Source organism: Blattabacterium sp. (Blaberus giganteus) (genome assembly GCF_000262715.1).
Classification (GTDB): domain Bacteria; phylum Bacteroidota; class Bacteroidia; order Flavobacteriales; family Blattabacteriaceae; genus Blattabacterium.
The window spans coordinates 477,844-497,533 of the sequence record NC_017924.1; the positions used below are offsets into that span (position 1 = coordinate 477,844).

Below are 19,690 nucleotides of genomic sequence, written 5' to 3' on the forward strand. Positions count from 1 at the left end.
TTTTTATTTTCTGTCGTAATTAAAGTAATTAGGTGATTCTTTAGTTATATTTACACTGTGCGGATGGTTTTCTTTTAATCCTGAATTAGTAATTCTTACAAATTGCCCTGTTTTCATGAGCTCTATAATTGTGGAAACCCCACAATATCCCATTCCAGAACGTAATCCTCCACAAATTTGATAAATAACATCTTTCATTTTTCCTTTATAAGGCACTATAGCTTCTATTCCTTCTGGAACAGATTTTTCGTTAAATTGAAAATAACGATCTCTACTCCCTCTTTTCATAGCTATTAATGATCCCATTCCTACATAAGTTTTAAATTTTCTACCTTGAAAAATTACTTCTTCTCCTGGAGCTTCATCTGTTCCCGCGAATAAACTTCCAATCATAACAGAACTAGCTCCAGCAGCAATAGCTTTAACTACATCTCCTGAATATCTTATCCCCCCATCGGAAATAACGTTAACATTCCTTTTTTTAGCATATTCATATACATCATTAATAGCTGTAATTTGTGGCATTCCTACTCCAGCAATAACTCTTGTTGTACAGATTGAACCAGATCCAATTCCTACTTTTAAAACACTAGAACCTGCATCTATCAAATCTCTTGCCCCCTCCATTGTTACTACATTTCCTGTTAATAATGTTATTTCCGGAAAAGAATTTCTGATTAATTTTATTGTTTCTAATATTTTACAAGAATGACCATGCGCTGAATCTATAGCTATGATATCTGCCCCTACTTTGACTAAAGATTCTACTCTTTCTATAGTTTTTTTATCTATACCAATAGCTGCACCTACACGTAAACGTCCTCTAGAATCTTTACAAGCATTAGGATACTCAATCAAATTATCAATGTCTCTAATTGTAATTAATCCCACTAATTTATTGTAATTATCTACAATAGGTAATTTTTCAATTCTTTCTTTTAATAAAATATTTTTAGCTTCTTCTAGAGTTATATTTTTTTTAGATGTGATTAATTTTTCTTTTGTCATTACTTTTTCTACTAAAGTATCCAAATCCGTACGATATTTTATATCTCTTCTGGTAATAATTCCTACTAATGAATGATCTTTTTCTATAACAGGTAATCCAGAAATTTTAAACTTTTTCATAAGATATTGAGCATATCTTAATGTTGAATTTCTAGAAAGTGTAATAGGATCGTCTATCATTCCACTTTCACTTCTTTTGACTCTATAAACTTCTTCTGATTGATTTTCTATATTCATATTTTTATGAATAATTCCTATTCCTCCTTCTCTAGCTATAGAGATAGCTAAAGATGATTCCGTTACGGTATCCATGGCGGCACTTAATATAGGAATATTCATAGTAATATCTAGGGTAAGACAAGTTTTAAGAGAAACTTCTGATGGAATAATTGAAGAATAAGAAGGAACAAGTAAAACATCATCAAAAGTAAGAGCTTCTTTTAAAATTTTTTTATTTAAAGACATAATTTTTTATTTTAAAATAATTTTGTATAAAATTAAAAAAACATAATATTCTTATTTTCAAAGTTTTTTTTTTGAAAAAAAAAAGAAAATTCAATTTTACTCCCCTTTTAAAAAAAAATACAAATAATGATATATTTTTTCATTCCAAATTTTTATATAAATTTGCCCAGAAAATGTAATAACTGAAATACTATCGATTATGATGAAAAAATTAAGAATTACAGTCACTACGATTTTGTTAGCAATATTTTTGTTTACTATTAGTTGCAATAACAAAAATAAAAATGAAAGTAACTCTGCGACTACAGAAGAGGAAAAAACAGCTAATAACAACAATGAAAATCAAACAGATTCCAATAACAACAATACACCTCCTGCAACTCCTAGTGAGGAGCCCTCAAAAAACAATAATGAGGAAAATAACAGCAATACAGCTGAAAAAGAAAAAGGAACAACTGAAGAAAACGATAAGAATAACAAATAAATAAAAAATAGGTATTAGCGAAAAAAAAGTGAGTTCACTTTTTTTTCGCTTTTCAACTTTTTACTCTTGCTTTCTTCCCTTTTAAGGATCTTAAATAATAAATTTTTGATCTTCTGACCTTTCCTTTCTTGTTTACTTCTATTTTTCGTATGTTAGGTTGATTGAAAATAAATACACGTTCTATTCCTATCCCTGCACTTATTTTTCGAATAGTAAATGTTTTAGTTAATCCTTTTCCTTGTTTTTTTATAATTACTCCTTTAAAAGATTGAATCCTTTTTTTTTCTCCTTCTTTAATTTCAAAAAAAACAGTGATTGTATCTCCTGAATGAAATAACGGAAAATGATTTTTAGATAAAAATTTATCTTCTGTGTATTTTATAATATTTTTAAACATAATTGATCATGATTTTTGAATATCATATATAATTTTTTTAGATAAAAAATCAGCTCTTTTTTTTGAAGTACTTTCTGAATGTATTCTAATAATATTTTCAGTATTCGATTTTCTTATATGTATCCATTCATTATGTTTAAAATAAATTTTAATTCCATCACTAAAATCCATTTTTTTTCCTTTATATTTTTTTCTTATTGTTTGTAATAATATTTTAATTCCTTCATGAGAACAAAATCGAATTTTTTTTTTCGACATAAAATAATTGGAATATCTTTTTTTTAATTTAGATAATGGAATATTGGAAAGTTTAGCTATTTGAGTTAAAAATAATGCAATTCCAATCAATGCATCTCTACCATAACGTAAATTAGGATAAATAATTCCTCCATTTCCTTCTCCTCCAATAACTGCATGAACTTCTTTCATTTTTTTTACAACATGTATTTCTCCAACAGGAGTAGAATAATAAGGAACTCTTTTTTTTATGGAAAGATCTTTTAATGCATGAGAAGATGATAAAGTAGAAACAATAGGACCTAATTTATTTTCCAATATATAATCTGCTATAGATACTAAAGTATATTCTTCTCCAAAAAAATCTCCGTTTTCACAGACAAACACCACACGATCCACATCAGGATCTACGCAAATTCCTAAATTCGCTTTCAGATTCGTTACTTTTTTGCATATTTCTCTCAAATTTTTTTCAATAGGTTCAGGATTATGAACAAAATCACCATGAGGATCACAATATATTTTAATCACATGAACCCCCAAACATTTTAATAAAATAGGAACAGCTATTCCCCCCGTAGAATTAATTCCATCTACTACAATTTTTAATTTAGCTTTTTGAATAACATTTTTGTCTATAATAGGCAACGAAATAATTTTTTCTATATGTTTTTGAATGTAATTCGCTTTATAAAAAAGATTGCCTAATTTTTTATATGAAGAAAAATTAAAATGTTTTTTTTCTACTATATATAACAATTTTTTAAAATCTTCTTCAGATAAAAATTCTCCATAAGAATTAAACATTTTTAATCCATTCCAATTTTTAGGATTATGACTTGCCGTTAACATTACTCCCCCATCAGCTTTCTCATTTATAACAGCAATTCCAACAGTAGGTGTTGTAGATAAACCAATATTTACAATGTCCACTCCAAGACTTTGAAAAGTAATTATTAAAAATTTTTGAAATAAAACAGAAGAAACTCTTCCATCTCTTCCTAAGATTAGGATAAATTTTTTTTTCTTTTTATATTTTCTTTTCATCCAGGAAACATATCCTGCCGAAAATTGAATTATATCTATAGGAGAAAAACCAGTTCCAACCTTCCCACCTAATGTACCTCTTATTCCAGATGAAGATTTTACAAGTACCAAAAATAATTTAATTTTTTATTAAACAAAAATACAAAATTTAATATAGATAAATAGATAATTTGTGATTTATTCAAGTTCTATAACTTTTGTAGGATAGATTTTATGGATGAAGAATAAAGAAGAAAAAAATATTGTCATAAAACAAATAAAAATAATAGATAAATTGATAAAGATAATATGATGTATATTAAAATAAATAGGAACATAATCAATAAAGTATTCTGTTTTATTTAATGATATTAAATGAAATTTTTTTTGTACTATTAATAAAATGATTCCAATACAATTCCCTATAATTAACGAAGGAATCAATGTTTGTATGATATAAAACAAAAATATTTTATGTATAACTTTATTTTCAGCTCCTAAAATTTTTAAAATCCCTATAGTTTTAATTCTTTCTAAAAAAAGTATTAGAATAAATACAACCATATTAATAGTTATAGATAGAAAAATAATAAGACTAATAACAATAATATTTGCATCAAATATGTTTATCCATTTTACGATATCATAATTATTTTGAATTTTTTTTACTAAAAATTTTTTAGGTATTTTCTTAAAAATTTTTTTCTCTATATTTTCATAGGAAACAAAAATTTCAAATTTTTCTACTAAATCTTTTTTACATCCGTAAATTTTTTGAATAGATTTTATGTTCCCAATAATATATATATCATCAAATTCTGATATTCCAGTTTCATATAAACCAGAGACTTTAAATTTATCAGAAATCATAATAGGGCTTCCTTTTTCATCAAAAAAAAGAAAATTTATTTTAATGTTTGATCCAATATTTAATCCTAATGATAAGGATATTTTTTTAGATAAAATCACATTTTTATGATACAATAATTTTTTTTGATTTTCTGTAATTAAGAAATACTGAAAAAAAATAGGATTATAATTATTATATAATCCTTTAAATATATATCTATCTATTTTTTTATTTTTAGAAATAATCACATTATTTTCAGAAATTCCATGAATTTGTTGAACTAAATTAGATTTTAAAAATTTTTTTAATAAATATTTTTTTTTTACAGAAAAAAAAGGATTATTTTTTTCTGAATTATCCTTATGCAAAAGAATTTGTCCTCTAATATTTAATAGTTTGTCTTTTATAATTTTTTTAAATCCAAATCCTATAGAAAAAGTTAAAATAGCTATAATTAGACCAAAAATTATTGTTGTTTGTGTTATTACAACTATTATTCTAAGAGTTGGATTTTTTCTAAAATCTTTCCAAACTGTTTTTTTAGAAAAAAACCATTCAAAATTCATTTTTATTATTTTAATAATCTAAATATCTTCATTCAAAGAATTATAATCATCATTATTGGTATCTATTTCATTTTCATTATTAAATGAATCTGATAATGGATTACTTTCAAAATCGTCATAAGAATAAGAAGGAGATACAAAAAAATGTTCTTGATCAAGAACATTTTTTTTGTAATCTTCTTCCCAAACTAATGAAGTCTGTTTTTTTTCTTCTAAGTTTACAAACTTAGCTTGATCACTTATAAATTTTAAACGAAATTTGTCTAGTCCTCCATTTCTATGTTTAGCAATTATAATTTCTGCTTGACCTACACAAAAATCATTATCGTCATCTGAATCCCAAATTTTGAATCCATAATATTCGGGTCTGTAAATAAATAAAACTATATCTGCATCTTGTTCAATAGCTCCTGATTCCCGTAAATCAGATAATACGGGTCGTTTACTTCCTCCTCTTGTTTCTACAGCTCTAGAGAGTTGAGACAAAGCTATTATTGGGATGTCAAGTTCTTTGGCTATAGATTTTAGACTTCTAGAAATAACTGATATTTCTTGTTCTCTATTTTGTAATTTAGATCCATAATTATTAATTCCCATCAATTGCATATAATCTATAAATACTATTTTAATTCCATGTTGTGAAATTAAACGACGACATTTTGCACGTAAACTAAATATAGATAAAGAAGGAGTATCATCTATAAATAATGGAATATTCTTTAAATTTTTTGTTTTATGAAGTAAACGTTCCCAATCTAACTTAGATAAATTTGCTCTTTTAATTTTGTCTGATGAAATTTCGGTTTCTGAAGAAATTAACTTTGTAATTAATTGAATTGAAGACATTTCTAATGAAAAAATTATAATTGGAATTTTTTGATCTACAACTATATTTTTCACCATAGATAACATAAAAGTCGTTTTACCCATTCCAGGTCTGGAAGCTAATATAATTAAGTCAGAATTCTGCCATCCAGAAGTAATATAATCCAGTTTATGAAATCCAGAAGAAATTCCACTTAATCCTTCTTTTTCTGTTTTTTTAATTTTTTCAATAGCTTTTTGTATAAGAGATTGAGTTGTTTCATATTTTTTTTCTATTAAATATTTTTGATTAATTTCAAAAAGTTTTGATTCGGAATGATCTAAAAGATCAAAAACATCTGTATTTTCCTCATAACATTTTTGAATGATATCAGAAGATATACTGATTAATTTTCTTAAAATAAATTTTTGCAACACTATGCGACTATGATACTCTATATGTGCAGAAGAAATAACTTTTTGTGTTAATTCGATTAAATATAATTCTCCTCCTATTGATTCCAATTTTCCGATTATGCGAAGTTCATTTAAAACAGTATATAAATCTACAGGTTCAGAATTATGATACAATTTTTGTATGGCAAAAAATATTTCTTGATGTTCTTTTTTATAAAAAATTTCAGGAAAAAGTATATCAATAACTTCATCTAACCCTTTTTTATCTATCATAATAGCACCTATGATAGCTTCCTCTAAATCTAATGCTTGAGGAGGTATTTTTCCTTTTTTCGTTATTGAATTGAAAAAAAATTTATTTTTTTCTTCCTGTATAATATTTTTCATTATATAATTATGAAAATTTATTCATCAAAAAAACCAATAGAAATATACTTATTTTTTCTTTTTTTAATAATAGATTCTATATGGGTTTCAGATAATCGTTTATAATGTTTAATAATTTGTTTTTTTACAAGCTTGTATGCTTTTTCAGGACAAAAATGAGCCCCTCCTAAGGGTTCTTTAATGACATCATCTATAAGATTAAACTTATGCATATTTTCTGCTGTTAATTTTAATGCTTCTGCTGATTTTTCTTTATTATCGCGAGTCCCCCAAAGTATTGTAGAGCAACTTTCAGGAGAAATAACTGAAAACCAAGAATTTTCCATCATTAATACTTTATCTCCGATTCCAATACCTAAAGCTCCTCCACTTGCTCCTTCTCCTATAATTAAAACAATAATAGGAACTTTTAAACACATCATTTCATAAATATTTTTACCAATTGCTTCTCCTTGACCTCTTTTTTCCGCTTCAATTCCAGGAAAAGCACCTGGTGTATCAATAAAAGTAATAACAGGTTTTTCAAATTTTTCTGCTAATTTCATAAGACGTAAAGCTTTTCTATATCCTTCCGGATTAGGCATTCCAAATCTTCTATATTGTCTATCCTTGGTATTTTTTCCTTTTTGAGTCCCTATTAGCATAAAAGTATAATCTTCTATTTTACCAAACCCTCCTACTATAGCTTTATCATCACCAAAATGACGATCTCCATGTAATTCTATAAAAGAATCTTTTTTTGTTATGGAATGTATGTAATCTAAAGTATAAGGTCTATTTGGATGTCTAGATAATTGTACTCTTTGCCAAGGAGTTAAATTACTGTGTAATTTTTTAATGGTTTTTTCCAATTTGAATTGCAATTGATCACAAACTTCTTTCATGTTTATTCCACTGTTTTTTTCTATTAACACACAATTAACATATTGATCCTGAATTTCTTGTATTGGCTTTTCGAAATCTAAATATTCCATATTTAAAAAAAAAATAAAATGATAAAATTAGGGAGTAAATGATTGAAGAATATATTCTCGATTCATAAAAGAAATATATTCTGTGGATATTCCTTTTGGACATTCAATTTCACATGCTTTAGTGTTTGTACAGCTTCCAAATCCCTCCTCATCCATTTTTTTTATCATATTTATAACTCTTTTTTTTCTCTCTATTTTACCTTGAGGCAATAAAGCTAATTGTGAAACTTTTGCTGAAACAAATAACATAGCGGATCTGTTTTTGCATGCGGCAACACATGCCCCACAACCAATACACGTAGCCGCATCAAAAGCTTTATCTGCTTTTTCTTTTGAAATCGGAATCATATTTCCATCTATTGTTTTTCCAAATGTATTTACAGATATGTATCCACCTGATATAATAATTCTATCAAAAGAAGATCTATCTACAATAAGATCTTTAATTATAGGAAAAGGTTTTGCTCTCCAAGGTTCTACATATATAATTTCTCCATCACGAAAATTACGCATATGAAGTTGACAAGTAGTAATTGAATTATCTGGACCATGTGGTCTTCCATTAATATATAGAGAACACATTCCACAAATTCCTTCACGACAATCATGATCAAATGATATAGGATATAAATCTGGTTTTTTACTGCATATGATTTGATTGTTTAAAATATCTAACATTTCTAAAAATGAACTATTAGGAGATATATTATATATTTTATAAGTCTTAAAAGAACCTTTTTCTTTTCGATTTTTTTGTCTCCATATTTTTAACTTAAAATTCATAAGTTTTTTCATCCAATTATTTTTCTTTATTTATAAGAACGAGACTGTACTTTTACAAAAGTAAAATCTAAATTTTCTTTGTGCATAATTTCATCACTTATAGGATGATTCTCCCTGTATTCCCATACAGAAACATATTTATAATGTGTGTCATTACGAAGTGCTTCTCCTTCTTTTGTTTGATATTCTTCGCGAAAATGACTTCCACAAGATTCTTTTCTATTTAAGGCATCCATAGCCATTAATTCTCCCAATTCTAAAAAATCTGCTACCCGTCCAGCTTTTTCTAATTCAAAGTTTAATCCGTCATCAACATTTCCGGGAACAAAAACATTTTTCCAAAATTCATTGCGAAGTTCTTGTATATTTTTTATCGCTTTATGTAAGCCTAAATGATTTCTACTCATTCCTACATATTTCCACATAATATTTCCAAGTTTTTTATGAAAAAAATCAACAGACATATTTCCATTATTTTGAATAAATTTTTTAATTCTGTTTTTTACATTTTTTTCCGATATCTGAAATGCAACATGTTTTGTAGATATTTTTTCTGTTATACATTCAGACAAATAATCAGCTATGGTATATGGTAAAATAAAATAACCATCACCTAATCCCTGCATTAATGCAGAAGCTCCAAGTCGATTTGCTCCATGATCAGAAAAATTAGCTTCTCCTATAACATAACATCCAGGGATAGACGACATCAAATTATAATCAACCCACAATCCTCCCATAGTATAATGAACTGCTGGATAAATTTTCATAGGAGTTTGATAAGGATTACTATTGGTAATTTTTTCGTACATATGAAATAAGTTACCATACTTAGATTCCATTATCTTTTTTCCTAATTTCTTTTTTTCTAATGAATATAGATTTTGAATTCCAAGTTCATTAGCTTTTTCTTTTCCATATTTTTCTATAGAGAAACTAAAGTCTAAAAATACACCTTCTTTGGTTTCATTGTTTTCTATTCCAAATCCTTTATCACAACGTTCTTTAGCTGCTCTAGAAGCAACATCTCTTGGAACAAGATTTCCAAATGATGGATATCGTCTTTCAAGGTAATAATCTCTATCATCTTCGCTTATATCCTCTGGCATTTTAGACCCATTTCGTATGGAAATGGCATCTTCTAATTTTTTTGGAACCCATATTCTTCCATCGTTTCTTAATGACTCAGACATTAATGTTAATTTCGATTGATAATTTCCATGTACCGGAATACAAGTAGGATGTATTTGAGTGTAACAAGGATTCGCAAAAAATCCTCCTTTTTTATGAACTTTCCATATTGCACTAGCATTAGACCCCATAGCATTGGTTGATAAAAAGAATAAATTTCCGTAACCTCCAGAAGCTACAACGATAGCATGTGCTGCATGTCTTTCGATTTCTCCAGAAATTAGGTTCCTAGCAATAATCCCTCTAGCGATCCCATCTACTATAACTAAATCTAACATTTCATAACGATTATACATTTTGATTCTTCCTATTCCTATTTGTCTAGACATAGAAGAATAACATGCTAATAGTAGTTGTTGTCCTGTTTGCCCCTTTGCATAAAAAGTTCTAGAAACTTTTGTTCCACCAAAAGATCGAGTTTCCAAATATCCGGCATAATCACGAGCAAAGGGAACTCCTTGAGCTACACATTGATCTATAATATTAGAAGAAATCTCTGCTAAACGATATACATTTGCTTCTCTCGATCTATAATCTCCACCTTTTATCGTATCATAAAAAAGTTGATAAATTGAATCATTATCTCCTTTATAATTTTTTGAAGCATTAATTCCACCTTGTGCCGCTACAGAATGAGCTCTTCTGGGAGAATCTTGATAACAAAAAGCTTTAACTTGATATCCTAATTCTGATAAAGTAGCTGCAGCTGAACTTCCAGCAAGTCCTGTTCCAACAACAATAATTTCAATATTAGATCTATTATTAGGAGATACTAATTTTAAAGTAGATTTGTGATCTTTCCATTTATGAATTAAAGAACTGACTGGAATTTTTGAATTAAATTTATAGGTCATCAATTATTAATTATCATTCATTAAAAAAAAACCAAATAGCAATAATAGAAAATCCAGAACAAATAAACCATAGATATAAAGAACCAAATTTTTGTATCCAAACCGATTTTTTGTCATTGGATAATCCTAAAGATTTAAAAGAAGATTGAAATCCATGGTTTAAATGAATCCCTAAAATTAAAAATGAAAATACATATATAAATGTGTAAAAAGGATTCTTAAATAAACTAACAACTATATAATAATCAGAAATTATATGATTTGAATATTTCATAGGAATCATGAAATTAATAAGATGTAAAACTAAAAAACATAAAATTAAAATTCCTGTATATACCATTGTACGACTACTAAATGAAGTAGAAAAATAATAATTTATAGCGTAATCTACTTTTCCTTTTGTTTTTTTATTTTCTAAATGCAACTTAATTCCGAATAATATATGAATTATAAAACCTATAGCAAGTACATATTCCATAATTCGAATAAATATATTTTCTCTCATAAAAAAGACAGCATCGTTAAAAGCTTTTTCTCCTGAAAAAAGAAATAAGTTCACACTCAAATGCAATAGTAAAAAAATCATTAAAAAAACTCCTGTAGAAGCCATGATCACTTTTTTTCCAACAGAAGATTGAAAAAAATTGCAATGATTCACTGAAACTGAATATATTGTTTATGGAGTAAATATAAATAAGATATTTGAAATTTTTAAAATTACTTTATTTTCTAATTCTTTGTATTCTTTGTAGAGATTCTATAAGTAAATCTATATCTTTTTTTTCATTAAAAATACCAAAAGAAATTCGAATGGGCATTGTTTGATTTAATAAATTTATATCTGTTATTGATTGAATCACATGAGATTTTTTTTTACTATTGCAAGAACTTCCTTCAGAAACAGCTACACCCATTAAATCTAAATGAAAATATAATAAATAATCTTTTTTTTTTGTGGGATACAAAAAGTTTAATATAGAGGGAATACTTTTATCAAGATCATATGATAATCCATTAAAAATAATATTGGGAATTATTTTTTTTAATTCTGAAATGCAATAAGATTTTAAATTTTGCATTTTTTTTATATGACTTGTAAAATCGAAATAGGACAATCGTAAAGCTTCTGATAATCCTGCTATTCCATGTATATTTTCTGTTCCTGAACGAATACTATATTCCTGATATCCACCAGTCATAAAAGGTCTCATTTTTTTTAAAATATTATTTCTTATAAAAGCAAAACCTATTCCTTTCGGACCATAAAATTTGTGTGCACTTGCAGTAGCAAAATCAAAGGATAATTTTTCCATATTAATAGGAAAATTCCCTATAACTTGTATTGTGTCTGAATGAAAATAAGCATTATATTTTTTACATAAAAAAAATACTTTATCTATCTCTAACAAATTTCCAATTTCATTATTAGCATACATTAAACTTACAAGTGTTTTTTTATATATATTTTTTTTCAATATTTCTTCCATATTATTAAAATCTAATATTCCTTTTTCATGAATTGAAATAAAATCTACAGTTATTTTATATCTAATAGATAGATCTAAAATTGTTTGTAATACAGATGGATGTTCCAATTGTGATGTTAAAATATGTCTAATTCCTAAATCTAATATTGAAGATCTTAATACAAGATTATTTGCTTCAGTTCCTCCTGAAGTAAAAATAATCTCTGAAGGAGATGCTTGAATATTTTTAGCTATACAAATTCTAGATTCCTCTATAATAGAACGAGCTTCTCTACCGTAACTGTGTTGCACTGAAGAAGGATTTCCTAATGAACATTTTAATGTGTTTATCATAACTTTCACAACTTCGTTTCTTATAGGGGTCGAAGCTGCGTTATCCAGATATGCTCGTTTCATTTATTCTATTGAAAATTTTACATATACATACAAATATAATGTATTCAAATCCCGTTTGTTAAAAATGTTTTCTACATTTTTAATTTTGTATATTTATCATAGTTATATTGGGATTCAAATATTTAAAAAAAAAACTTTATAGCTCTTTATAGCTTTTATTAAATATTTATAATTAATAATGTATTAAAATGTCTATTTTATTTTTATTTAAATTGAGTGAATATGATAATAAATGTTGGATTTTCGGTCCTCATGGGGTTTATGATGGGAATTATTACATGTTTTTTTTTTGGGAAAAAAACTATATTAAAAAAATATATTCAATTATTAGAAAAAGCTAATTTTCATGCAAAAAATATCATAAATAATGCAGAAAAAGAAGGGGAATCTATAAAAAAAAAGAAAATGCTTCAAGTAAAAGAAAAATTTACAGAACTGAAATCTAAACATGAAAAAGATGTTTATTTAAGAGAAAAAAAAATAATTGATATCGAAAATAAAACAAGAGAAAAAGAAAATAGATTGTCTAAAGAAATAGAAATTTATTTTAAAAAAAATAATCGTTTGGAAGCACAAATATATGACTATGAAAAAAAATACAAGATTCTTAAAAAAAAACAAGAAGAATTTAAAAATATGCATATTCAACAAGTAGAATTACTTGAAAAAATATCTAATTATTCTTCTGAAGAAGCTAAAAACGAATTAATTGAAATTCTAAAAGTAGAAGCCAAAGCAAAAGCACAAACTCACATACAAAATATTATAGAAGAATCACAATTAACTGCAAAAATGGAAGCAAAAAAAATTGTTATTCAAGCAATTCAAAGAATTGGAACAGAACAAGCCGTTGAAAATTCCGTATCCGTTTTTAACATAGAATCAGATGATGTTAAAGGTCGTATAATCGGAAGAGAAGGAAGAAATATAAGAACTTTAGAAAAAGCAACAGGAGTAGAAATTATTGTAGATGATACTCCAGAAGCAATTCTTTTATCTTGTTTTAATCCTATACGAAGAGAAATAGCAAGATTGTCCCTTCACAAATTAGTTCTAGACGGACGTATACATCCAGCTAGAATTGAAGAAATAGTTACAAAAACGGAAAAACAAATTGAAGAAGAAATAATAGAAATAGGAAAAAAAAATATTATAGATTTAGGAATTCATGGAATACATCCAGAATTAATCCGAATGATAGGAAGAATGAAATATCGTTCTTCTTATGGTCAAAATCTTTTACAACACTCTCTGGAAGTTTCTCATTTATCAGGAATATTAGCTTCCGAGTTAGGATTAAATGCTAAATTGGCGAAACGTGCCGGATTATTACATGATATAGGAAAAGTTCCAGAAAACGAGTCAGAATTGCCTCATGCCATTTTAGGAATGCAATGGGCAGAAAAATATGGAGAAAATGTGGAAGTTTGTAATGCAATAGGTTCACATCATGATGAAATAGAAATGAAAGTATTAATATCTCCCATAATACAAATTTCAGATGCTATTAGTGGAGCTCGTCCTGGAGTCAGAAGAAATTCTTTTGAATCTTATTCAAAAAGACTAAAAGATTTGGAAAATATAGCGTTTAGTTTTGATGGAGTCAATAAAGCTTTTGCCATTCAAGCAGGAAGAGAATTGCGTGTATTAGTTGAAAGTGATAAAATTGATGACAAAAAAGCTTTTCAATTATCTTGTGATATAACAGAAAAAATAAAAAACGAAATGACTTATCCTGGTCAAATTAAAGTGACAGTGATCAGAGAAACTAGAGCTGTACAAATAGCTAGATAAAATAATAAAATTATGAAAGACTCTCCTATTACTTATTTTATTAAAAAATACTTTCTTCATTTTAATGCTTTAACTTTATTAGAAGCAGCTAAAGCATATAAATATCATATCCAAAATAATGGAAAAATGATGATTACATTAGCAGGAGCAATGAGTACGGCAGAATTAGGAAAAATTCTATCTGAAATGATACGAAAAGATCAAGTTCATATTATTTCTTGTACAGGAGCTAACTTAGAAGAAGATATATTGAATTTGATAGCTCATTCTTATTATAAAAAGATACCCAATTATAGAGATTTAACTCCTGATGAGGAAAAAAAATTTTCAAAAACAGGCTATTATAGAGTAACAGATACTTGTATTCCAGAAGAAAAAGCTTTTAAAAGATTACAAAAATATATCTTAAAAAAATGGATAAAAGCTCAAGAAAAATCAAAACGTTATTTTCCTCATGAATATATTTATCAATTATTAGAGGAAAATATTTTAGAACCCTATTACAACATAGATCCAAAAGATAGTTGGGTATTAGCTGCTGCTAAAAAAAATTTACCTATCATAGTTCCAGGATGGGAAGATAGCACAATAGGAAATATTTTTGCTTCATATTGTATGAAAAAACTATTAAACCCATTTCTTGTAAAAAATGGAATTGAATATATGATATATTTAGCAAAATGGTATCAAGATGAATCTGTCAAACATAAAATAGGTTTTTTTCAAATTGGAGGTGGAATATCTGGAGATTTTCCTATTTGTGTAGTTCCTATGTTATCTCAAGACATAGGATTTTATCCTACTCCATTTTGGTCTTATTTTTGTCAAATTTCTGATTCAACGACCAGTTATGGATCTTATTCTGGAGCTGTTCCCAATGAAAAAATAACTTGGGGAAAAATAGATAAGGAAACTCCAAAATTTATCATTGAATCAGATGCAACTATAGTTGCTCCGCTTATTTTCGCATATATATTAAATATGTAATTTATTTAGTATGTAACTTTGATAGATAAAAATATTTTTGTAATGAAAAATTTATATGATATTGTCGTTATTGGATCTGGTCCAGGAGGATATATATCTGCAATTAGAGCAAGCCAATTGGGCCTTCGTACTGCTATTATAGAAAAATATCAAGAATTGGGTGGAACATGTTTAAATGTAGGGTGTATTCCTTCTAAATCTCTTTTGGATTCTTCTAAATATTTCTCATTAGCTAAAAATAGTTATTCTTCACATGGAATTTTTTTTGAAAAATTATTTTTTGATTTCGGAAAAATGATGGATAGAAAAAATGAAATAGTAAGGAATATAAATAGTGGGATAAAATATTTAATGAAAAAAAATAAAATTGATTTATATCAGGGAATAGGTTCGTTTAAAACAAAAAATATTCTATCTGTTATAGATAAAATATCGTTTCAAAAAAAAAACGAAATACAATTTAAATATTGCATAATATCCACAGGATCTAAACCTTTATGTTTATCTCACTCTAATTTTGATATAGAAAATAGAATTATTTCATCAACAGATGCTATTAATTTAAAAGAAATTCCAAAAAAATTAATCATAATTGGAGGAGGAATAATTGGATTAGAATTAGGTTCTATTTTTAATAGATTAGGAAGTAAAGTTGTTATCATAGAAACAATGGATCAAATCATATCAAATATGGATGATTCTTTAAGTAAAGAAATGCGTAAAATATTAGAAAAATCTTCCATTCAAATAGAAACTTCTTTATCTGTTTCCAATATATTTAAAGAAAATCATGAAAAAATATCAGTTATTGCAAAACATCACCATAATGGAAAAAAAGTTAAATTCATAGGAAATTATTGTCTTTTATCAATAGGAAGAAAACCATATACAAAAAATCTAGGTTTGGAAAATATAAATATTAAAATAAATGAAAAAGGATTTATACTCGTAAACAATGATTTACAAACTTCTATTGACAACATATATGCTATCGGAGATGTTGTAGGAGGTAAAATGTTGGCGCATAAAGCTGAAGAAGAAGGATTATATGTGGTAGAACATATAGTAGGACAAAAACCTAATAAATTAAATTATGATTTAATGCCTTCTATAATTTATACTTATCCAGAAGTAGCCAGTGTAGGACAATCAGAAAATGAAATTAAAAAAAATAAAATAGAATATAATGTAGGGATTTTTCCTATGAAAATTTTAGGAAGAGCTCGGGCTAGTGGTTGTACTGACGGTTTTTTAAAAATGATTTCTCACAAAAAAACAGATGACATCCTTGGGGTTCATATTATTGGAGATCATGCTGCAGATATGATTATGGAAGCATCTGTTGCTATGGAATTTAGATCCTCTTCAGAGGATATATTTAGAATATGTCATCCTCATCCTACTTTTAGTGAATCATTTAAAGAAGCAGCTCAATTAAATTTTGATCGTCGTTCTATACATACGTAATCTATATGTATGTTAACACCAAAAAATAGTTTCTTTTCCTATTTTTTTTAAAAAATTATTAGTTTTTTCAAAATGTTTAGATCCAAAAAAACCCATATGAGCAGAAAAAGGAGATGGATGTGATGTTTTTAAAACGTAATGATTATGATTAAAATTAATTAAAGATATTTTTTTTTGAGCATATTTTCCCCACAAAAGAAAAACAATATTTTTTTTTCTATCAGAAATAATTCGAATTATTTGATCTGTAAAAAATTCCCATCCTATATTCTTATGAGATAAAGGATTATCTTTTCTTACTGTCAATATTGAATTTAACAATAATACTCCTTGCTCAGCCCAATGAATCAACGATCCACTAGTGGGACGTAAATTATTGTGAAAATTTGAATTCACTTCCGTAAATATATTTCTTAACGAAGGAGGAAGAGTAATTCCATCAGGAATAGAAAAACAAAGACCATCAGCTTGATTTTCTTTGTAATAAGGATCTTGTCCTATAATAACTACTTTTAATTTATTAAAAGAACAATATTTTAAACAAGAAAATATATTTTCTTGTTTAGGAAAACAAGTAAAACGATTATACTCAATTTTAAGAGTTTTTAACAATTTTATGAAATAAGGTTTATGATATTCATTTTTTAATAACAAATTCCAATGAAAATTTATATATTTTTTTAGCATGTATATTTTAATCTAAGCATGCAAAAAATTTTTCTTTTTAAGAAGGACCTCTTTATTTTCATAATTTTTATGATCCGGAATACAACATTTAACTGGACAAATCATAACACATTGAGGTTCATCGTAAAATCCTACGCATTCTGTGCATTTTTCCGGAACAATGAAATATATATTTTTTTCTTTTGGTTCTTGAAGTATAGTTGGATCCAATGTTTTGTTTTTTTTTAAAGAAGTCCCATCTGACATTCTCCATTTCTTTCCTCCTTCATAAATTGCTTGATTAGGACATTCGGGTTCACAAGCCCCGCAGTTTATACATTTTTCTGTAATTTTTATGGACATTAAATTTATTAAATAATGATTAAAACCTTTGATAAATTAGGATATTTTTTGAGAGAAGTTAAAAAATTTTATGCACATGACAAATATATTTCAAAAAATTATCAAAAATTTTTTCCTTGTTTTCAAAAAATTATTAATAAAATAGCTATTGTAAATCATTGGTTTAGAATAGAAGATTTATTAATAACTTTTCACCAATGGGGAGAAACTCTTAAAAAAGAAAAGTTAGAATGTTGGATAAATCAATATTCATTCGCAATAAATAAATCTAAAAAAATTCTTGTTATTATGCCTGGAAATATTCCGATGGTGGGATTTCATGATTTATTATGTGTTCTTTTATCAGGACATAAGATCATAATTAAATTATCTGAAGAAGACAATTTATTACTTCCATTTTTATGTAAGATAATAACACATGAAAAACCTATATTGAAAAATAAAATAAAATTTACAAATAACATTTTTCATGAAAAATTTGATTATGTAATAGCTACGGGAAACAATAATACAGCTCGTTATTTTGAATATTATTTTAGAAAATATCCTATTTTACTTAGAAAAAGAAGAACTTCTATAGCTGTATTACAAGGAACTGAAACAGAAGAGGAATTGATTTCTTTAAATCAAGATATGTTAACTTATTCAGGAAGAGGATGTAGAAATGTAGGAAAAATATTTATACCTCATAATTATGATATTCATTTGATTTTAAAAAGATCATTTATATCCGAATATATTACAGAAAACTATAAATATACAGATAACTATAGATATTATCTGTCCATCTATACGATGAATAAAGTTTTTTTTCAAAAAAATCATTTTATTCTTTTCAAAGAAGAAAAAAATTATCACAGTCCAATATCTGTAGTTTATTATGAGTTTTATGATAATTTAGATCAGTTAAAAAAAATAATTTCAGAAAACAATCTACATATACAATGTATAGTTTCTAAAAATATCATGAAAAAAGAAATTTCTTTCGGAAAAACACAATATCCAGAATTAAGAGATTATGCAGATGAAATTGATACAATTCAATTTTTAAATAGATAATATTTTAAGTTGATCTTTATCAAGATTAATTTTTTTTGATATTGTTCCTTTTATTTCAGGTGCTTTTAGTCCACTTTTTAATACTCTTTTGCATGTGAAAATACGGCATTCATCCCAAATATTTTCTTTAATAAAATTTTCTAAAGTATCTTTTCCTCCTTCCACTATTAAAGATAATATTTTTTTTTTATGCAAAAAATTTAATATTTGATTTATTATTTTCTTTTCATTTCCAAAAGAAATTTGAATATATTCTATATTTTTTAGGTTTTTCTTGTATTTTTCTGTAAATACAATAGTATGTTGTGAGCCATCCAAAATAAAATGAGAGTTAGAAATATTTAATTTTTGATCAAAAAAAATTCGAATAGGATTTTTTCCAAACCATTTTCTAACATTTAATTTCGGATTATCCTTTAATACAGTTTTTCTTCCTACTAGAATTCCATCTTCTTCAGATCTCCATTTATGATTTAATTGTCTAGCATATATTCCACTGATCCAATTATTTTTTTTATTTTCTGAATATATAAAACCATCATCACTTTGTGCCCATTTTAATATAATATAAGGACGTTTTTTTTTATAAAAAGTAAAAAAACGTTTATTTAAAATCCGACATCGATCTATTAAAACATTTTCTATAACTTCAACTCCATATTTTTTTAATTTTTTTATACCCAATCCTTTAACTTTATCACAAGGATCTTGTATTCCCACTACTACTCTTGGTATATTTTTTTGAATTATAAAATCAACACAAGGAGGTGTTTCTCCGAAATGAACACATGGTTCTAATGTAACATATAGAGTACAGTCTAAAAATAAATATTTATTTTTTATATTATTAATAGCCAAAAATTCCGCATGATATATTCCTTTTTTGAAATGCCATCCTTCTGACAAAACAAGCCCATTTCTCTCTATAACGCAACCAACCATAGGGTTTGGAGATGTAAGCCCTAATCCATTTTTAGCTATTTGTATAGCTCTTTTCATAAATATTTCTTTATATTTCATTTATGAAT

The 19,690-nt window shown here is 26.2% G+C and carries 18 protein-coding genes; 5 read left to right on the plus strand and 13 right to left on the minus strand.

Going from position 1 to position 19,690, the window contains the following annotated elements; genetic code table 11:
* Positions 1–3: 3 nt before the first annotated feature.
* The gene (guaB, locus tag BGIGA_RS02325) at positions 4–1,473 is read right to left on the minus strand and encodes an IMP dehydrogenase (protein ID WP_014726765.1); all 1,470 of its coding nucleotides are present in this window, start codon (positions 1,471–1,473) and stop codon (positions 4–6) included.
* A gap of 199 nt (positions 1,474–1,672) precedes the next feature.
* On the opposite strand from guaB, the gene BGIGA_RS03160 reads away from it, so the two are divergent.
* Complete coding sequence (locus BGIGA_RS03160) at positions 1,673–1,957, plus strand: hypothetical protein (protein ID WP_014726766.1); 285 nt, start codon at positions 1,673–1,675, stop codon at positions 1,955–1,957.
* A 52-nt stretch (positions 1,958–2,009) separates the two neighbouring features.
* Here the strand turns inward: BGIGA_RS03160 and rplS are convergent, their stop codons facing one another.
* From rplS to BGIGA_RS02375, 9 genes are all read right to left on the minus strand, one after another.
* Positions 2,010–2,354 carry a 50S ribosomal protein L19 gene (rplS, locus tag BGIGA_RS02335; RefSeq protein WP_014726767.1) on the minus strand — a complete coding sequence of 115 codons (345 nt, stop codon included), beginning with the start codon at positions 2,352–2,354 and terminating at the stop codon, positions 2,010–2,012.
* Positions 2,355–2,360: 6 nt separating this feature from the next.
* Positions 2,361–3,749 carry a phosphoglucosamine mutase gene (glmM, locus tag BGIGA_RS02340; protein WP_014726768.1) on the minus strand — a complete coding sequence of 463 codons (1,389 nt, stop codon included), beginning with the start codon at positions 3,747–3,749 and terminating at the stop codon, positions 2,361–2,363.
* A gap of 66 nt (positions 3,750–3,815) precedes the next feature.
* Positions 3,816–5,033 carry an ABC transporter permease gene (locus BGIGA_RS02345; RefSeq protein ID WP_014726769.1) on the minus strand — a complete coding sequence of 406 codons (1,218 nt, stop codon included), beginning with the start codon at positions 5,031–5,033 and terminating at the stop codon, positions 3,816–3,818.
* Between the two features lie 18 nt (positions 5,034–5,051).
* Complete coding sequence (gene dnaB / locus BGIGA_RS02350; RefSeq protein ID WP_014726770.1) at positions 5,052–6,641, minus strand: replicative DNA helicase; 1,590 nt, start codon at positions 6,639–6,641, stop codon at positions 5,052–5,054.
* Between the two features lie 17 nt (positions 6,642–6,658).
* Positions 6,659–7,615, minus strand: coding sequence for an acetyl-CoA carboxylase carboxyltransferase subunit alpha (locus BGIGA_RS02355; protein WP_014726771.1), 957 nt, complete (start codon positions 7,613–7,615; stop codon positions 6,659–6,661).
* Between the two features lie 27 nt (positions 7,616–7,642).
* Positions 7,643–8,410 (minus strand): succinate dehydrogenase/fumarate reductase iron-sulfur subunit, encoded by a 768-nt coding sequence (locus tag BGIGA_RS02360; protein WP_014726772.1) that lies wholly within the window; start codon positions 8,408–8,410, stop codon positions 7,643–7,645.
* A gap of 14 nt (positions 8,411–8,424) precedes the next feature.
* The gene (locus tag BGIGA_RS02365) at positions 8,425–10,443 is read right to left on the minus strand and encodes a fumarate reductase/succinate dehydrogenase flavoprotein subunit (protein ID WP_014726773.1); all 2,019 of its coding nucleotides are present in this window, start codon (positions 10,441–10,443) and stop codon (positions 8,425–8,427) included.
* A 13-nt stretch (positions 10,444–10,456) separates the two neighbouring features.
* Positions 10,457–11,101 (minus strand): succinate dehydrogenase cytochrome b subunit, encoded by a 645-nt coding sequence (locus BGIGA_RS02370; protein WP_041178351.1) that lies wholly within the window; start codon positions 11,099–11,101, stop codon positions 10,457–10,459.
* A 64-nt stretch (positions 11,102–11,165) separates the two neighbouring features.
* Positions 11,166–12,326, minus strand: coding sequence for a cysteine desulfurase family protein (locus BGIGA_RS02375; RefSeq protein ID WP_014726775.1), 1,161 nt, complete (start codon positions 12,324–12,326; stop codon positions 11,166–11,168).
* Between the two features lie 222 nt (positions 12,327–12,548).
* Between BGIGA_RS02375 and rny the strand changes: the two genes are divergently transcribed.
* From rny to lpdA, 3 genes are read left to right on the plus strand one after another with little or no spacing between them, the layout of a single operon-like run.
* The gene (gene rny, locus BGIGA_RS02380) at positions 12,549–14,120 is read left to right on the plus strand and encodes a ribonuclease Y (RefSeq protein WP_014726776.1); all 1,572 of its coding nucleotides are present in this window, start codon (positions 12,549–12,551) and stop codon (positions 14,118–14,120) included.
* 12 nt (positions 14,121–14,132) lie between these two features.
* Positions 14,133–15,107, plus strand: a complete 975-nt coding sequence (locus BGIGA_RS02385; protein ID WP_014726777.1) for a deoxyhypusine synthase family protein — start codon at positions 14,133–14,135, stop codon at positions 15,105–15,107.
* 42 nt (positions 15,108–15,149) lie between these two features.
* The gene (gene lpdA, locus BGIGA_RS02390; protein WP_014726778.1) at positions 15,150–16,574 is read left to right on the plus strand and encodes a dihydrolipoyl dehydrogenase; all 1,425 of its coding nucleotides are present in this window, start codon (positions 15,150–15,152) and stop codon (positions 16,572–16,574) included.
* A gap of 12 nt (positions 16,575–16,586) precedes the next feature.
* On the opposite strand, the gene BGIGA_RS02395 is transcribed toward lpdA, so the two are convergent.
* Together BGIGA_RS02395 and BGIGA_RS02400 are read right to left on the minus strand one after the other, a co-directional pair.
* Positions 16,587–17,261 carry a uracil-DNA glycosylase gene (locus BGIGA_RS02395; protein ID WP_014726779.1) on the minus strand — a complete coding sequence of 225 codons (675 nt, stop codon included), beginning with the start codon at positions 17,259–17,261 and terminating at the stop codon, positions 16,587–16,589.
* 12 nt (positions 17,262–17,273) lie between these two features.
* Positions 17,274–17,603, minus strand: coding sequence for a 4Fe-4S dicluster domain-containing protein (locus tag BGIGA_RS02400; RefSeq protein ID WP_014726780.1), 330 nt, complete (start codon positions 17,601–17,603; stop codon positions 17,274–17,276).
* A gap of 15 nt (positions 17,604–17,618) precedes the next feature.
* Here BGIGA_RS02400 and BGIGA_RS02405 point away from each other — a divergent pair, with 15 nt between their 5' ends.
* Entirely contained in the window at positions 17,619–18,662 is a 1,044-nt protein-coding gene (locus tag BGIGA_RS02405) for an acyl-CoA reductase (protein WP_014726781.1), read from the plus strand.
* On the opposite strand, the gene ribD is transcribed toward BGIGA_RS02405, so the two are convergent.
* A complete protein-coding gene (ribD, locus tag BGIGA_RS02410; RefSeq protein ID WP_014726782.1) occupies positions 18,651–19,682 on the minus strand; it encodes a bifunctional diaminohydroxyphosphoribosylaminopyrimidine deaminase/5-amino-6-(5-phosphoribosylamino)uracil reductase RibD in 1,032 nt (343 codons plus the stop codon). The genes BGIGA_RS02405 and ribD overlap by 12 nt on opposite strands.
* Between the last annotated feature and the right edge of the window lie 8 nt (positions 19,683–19,690).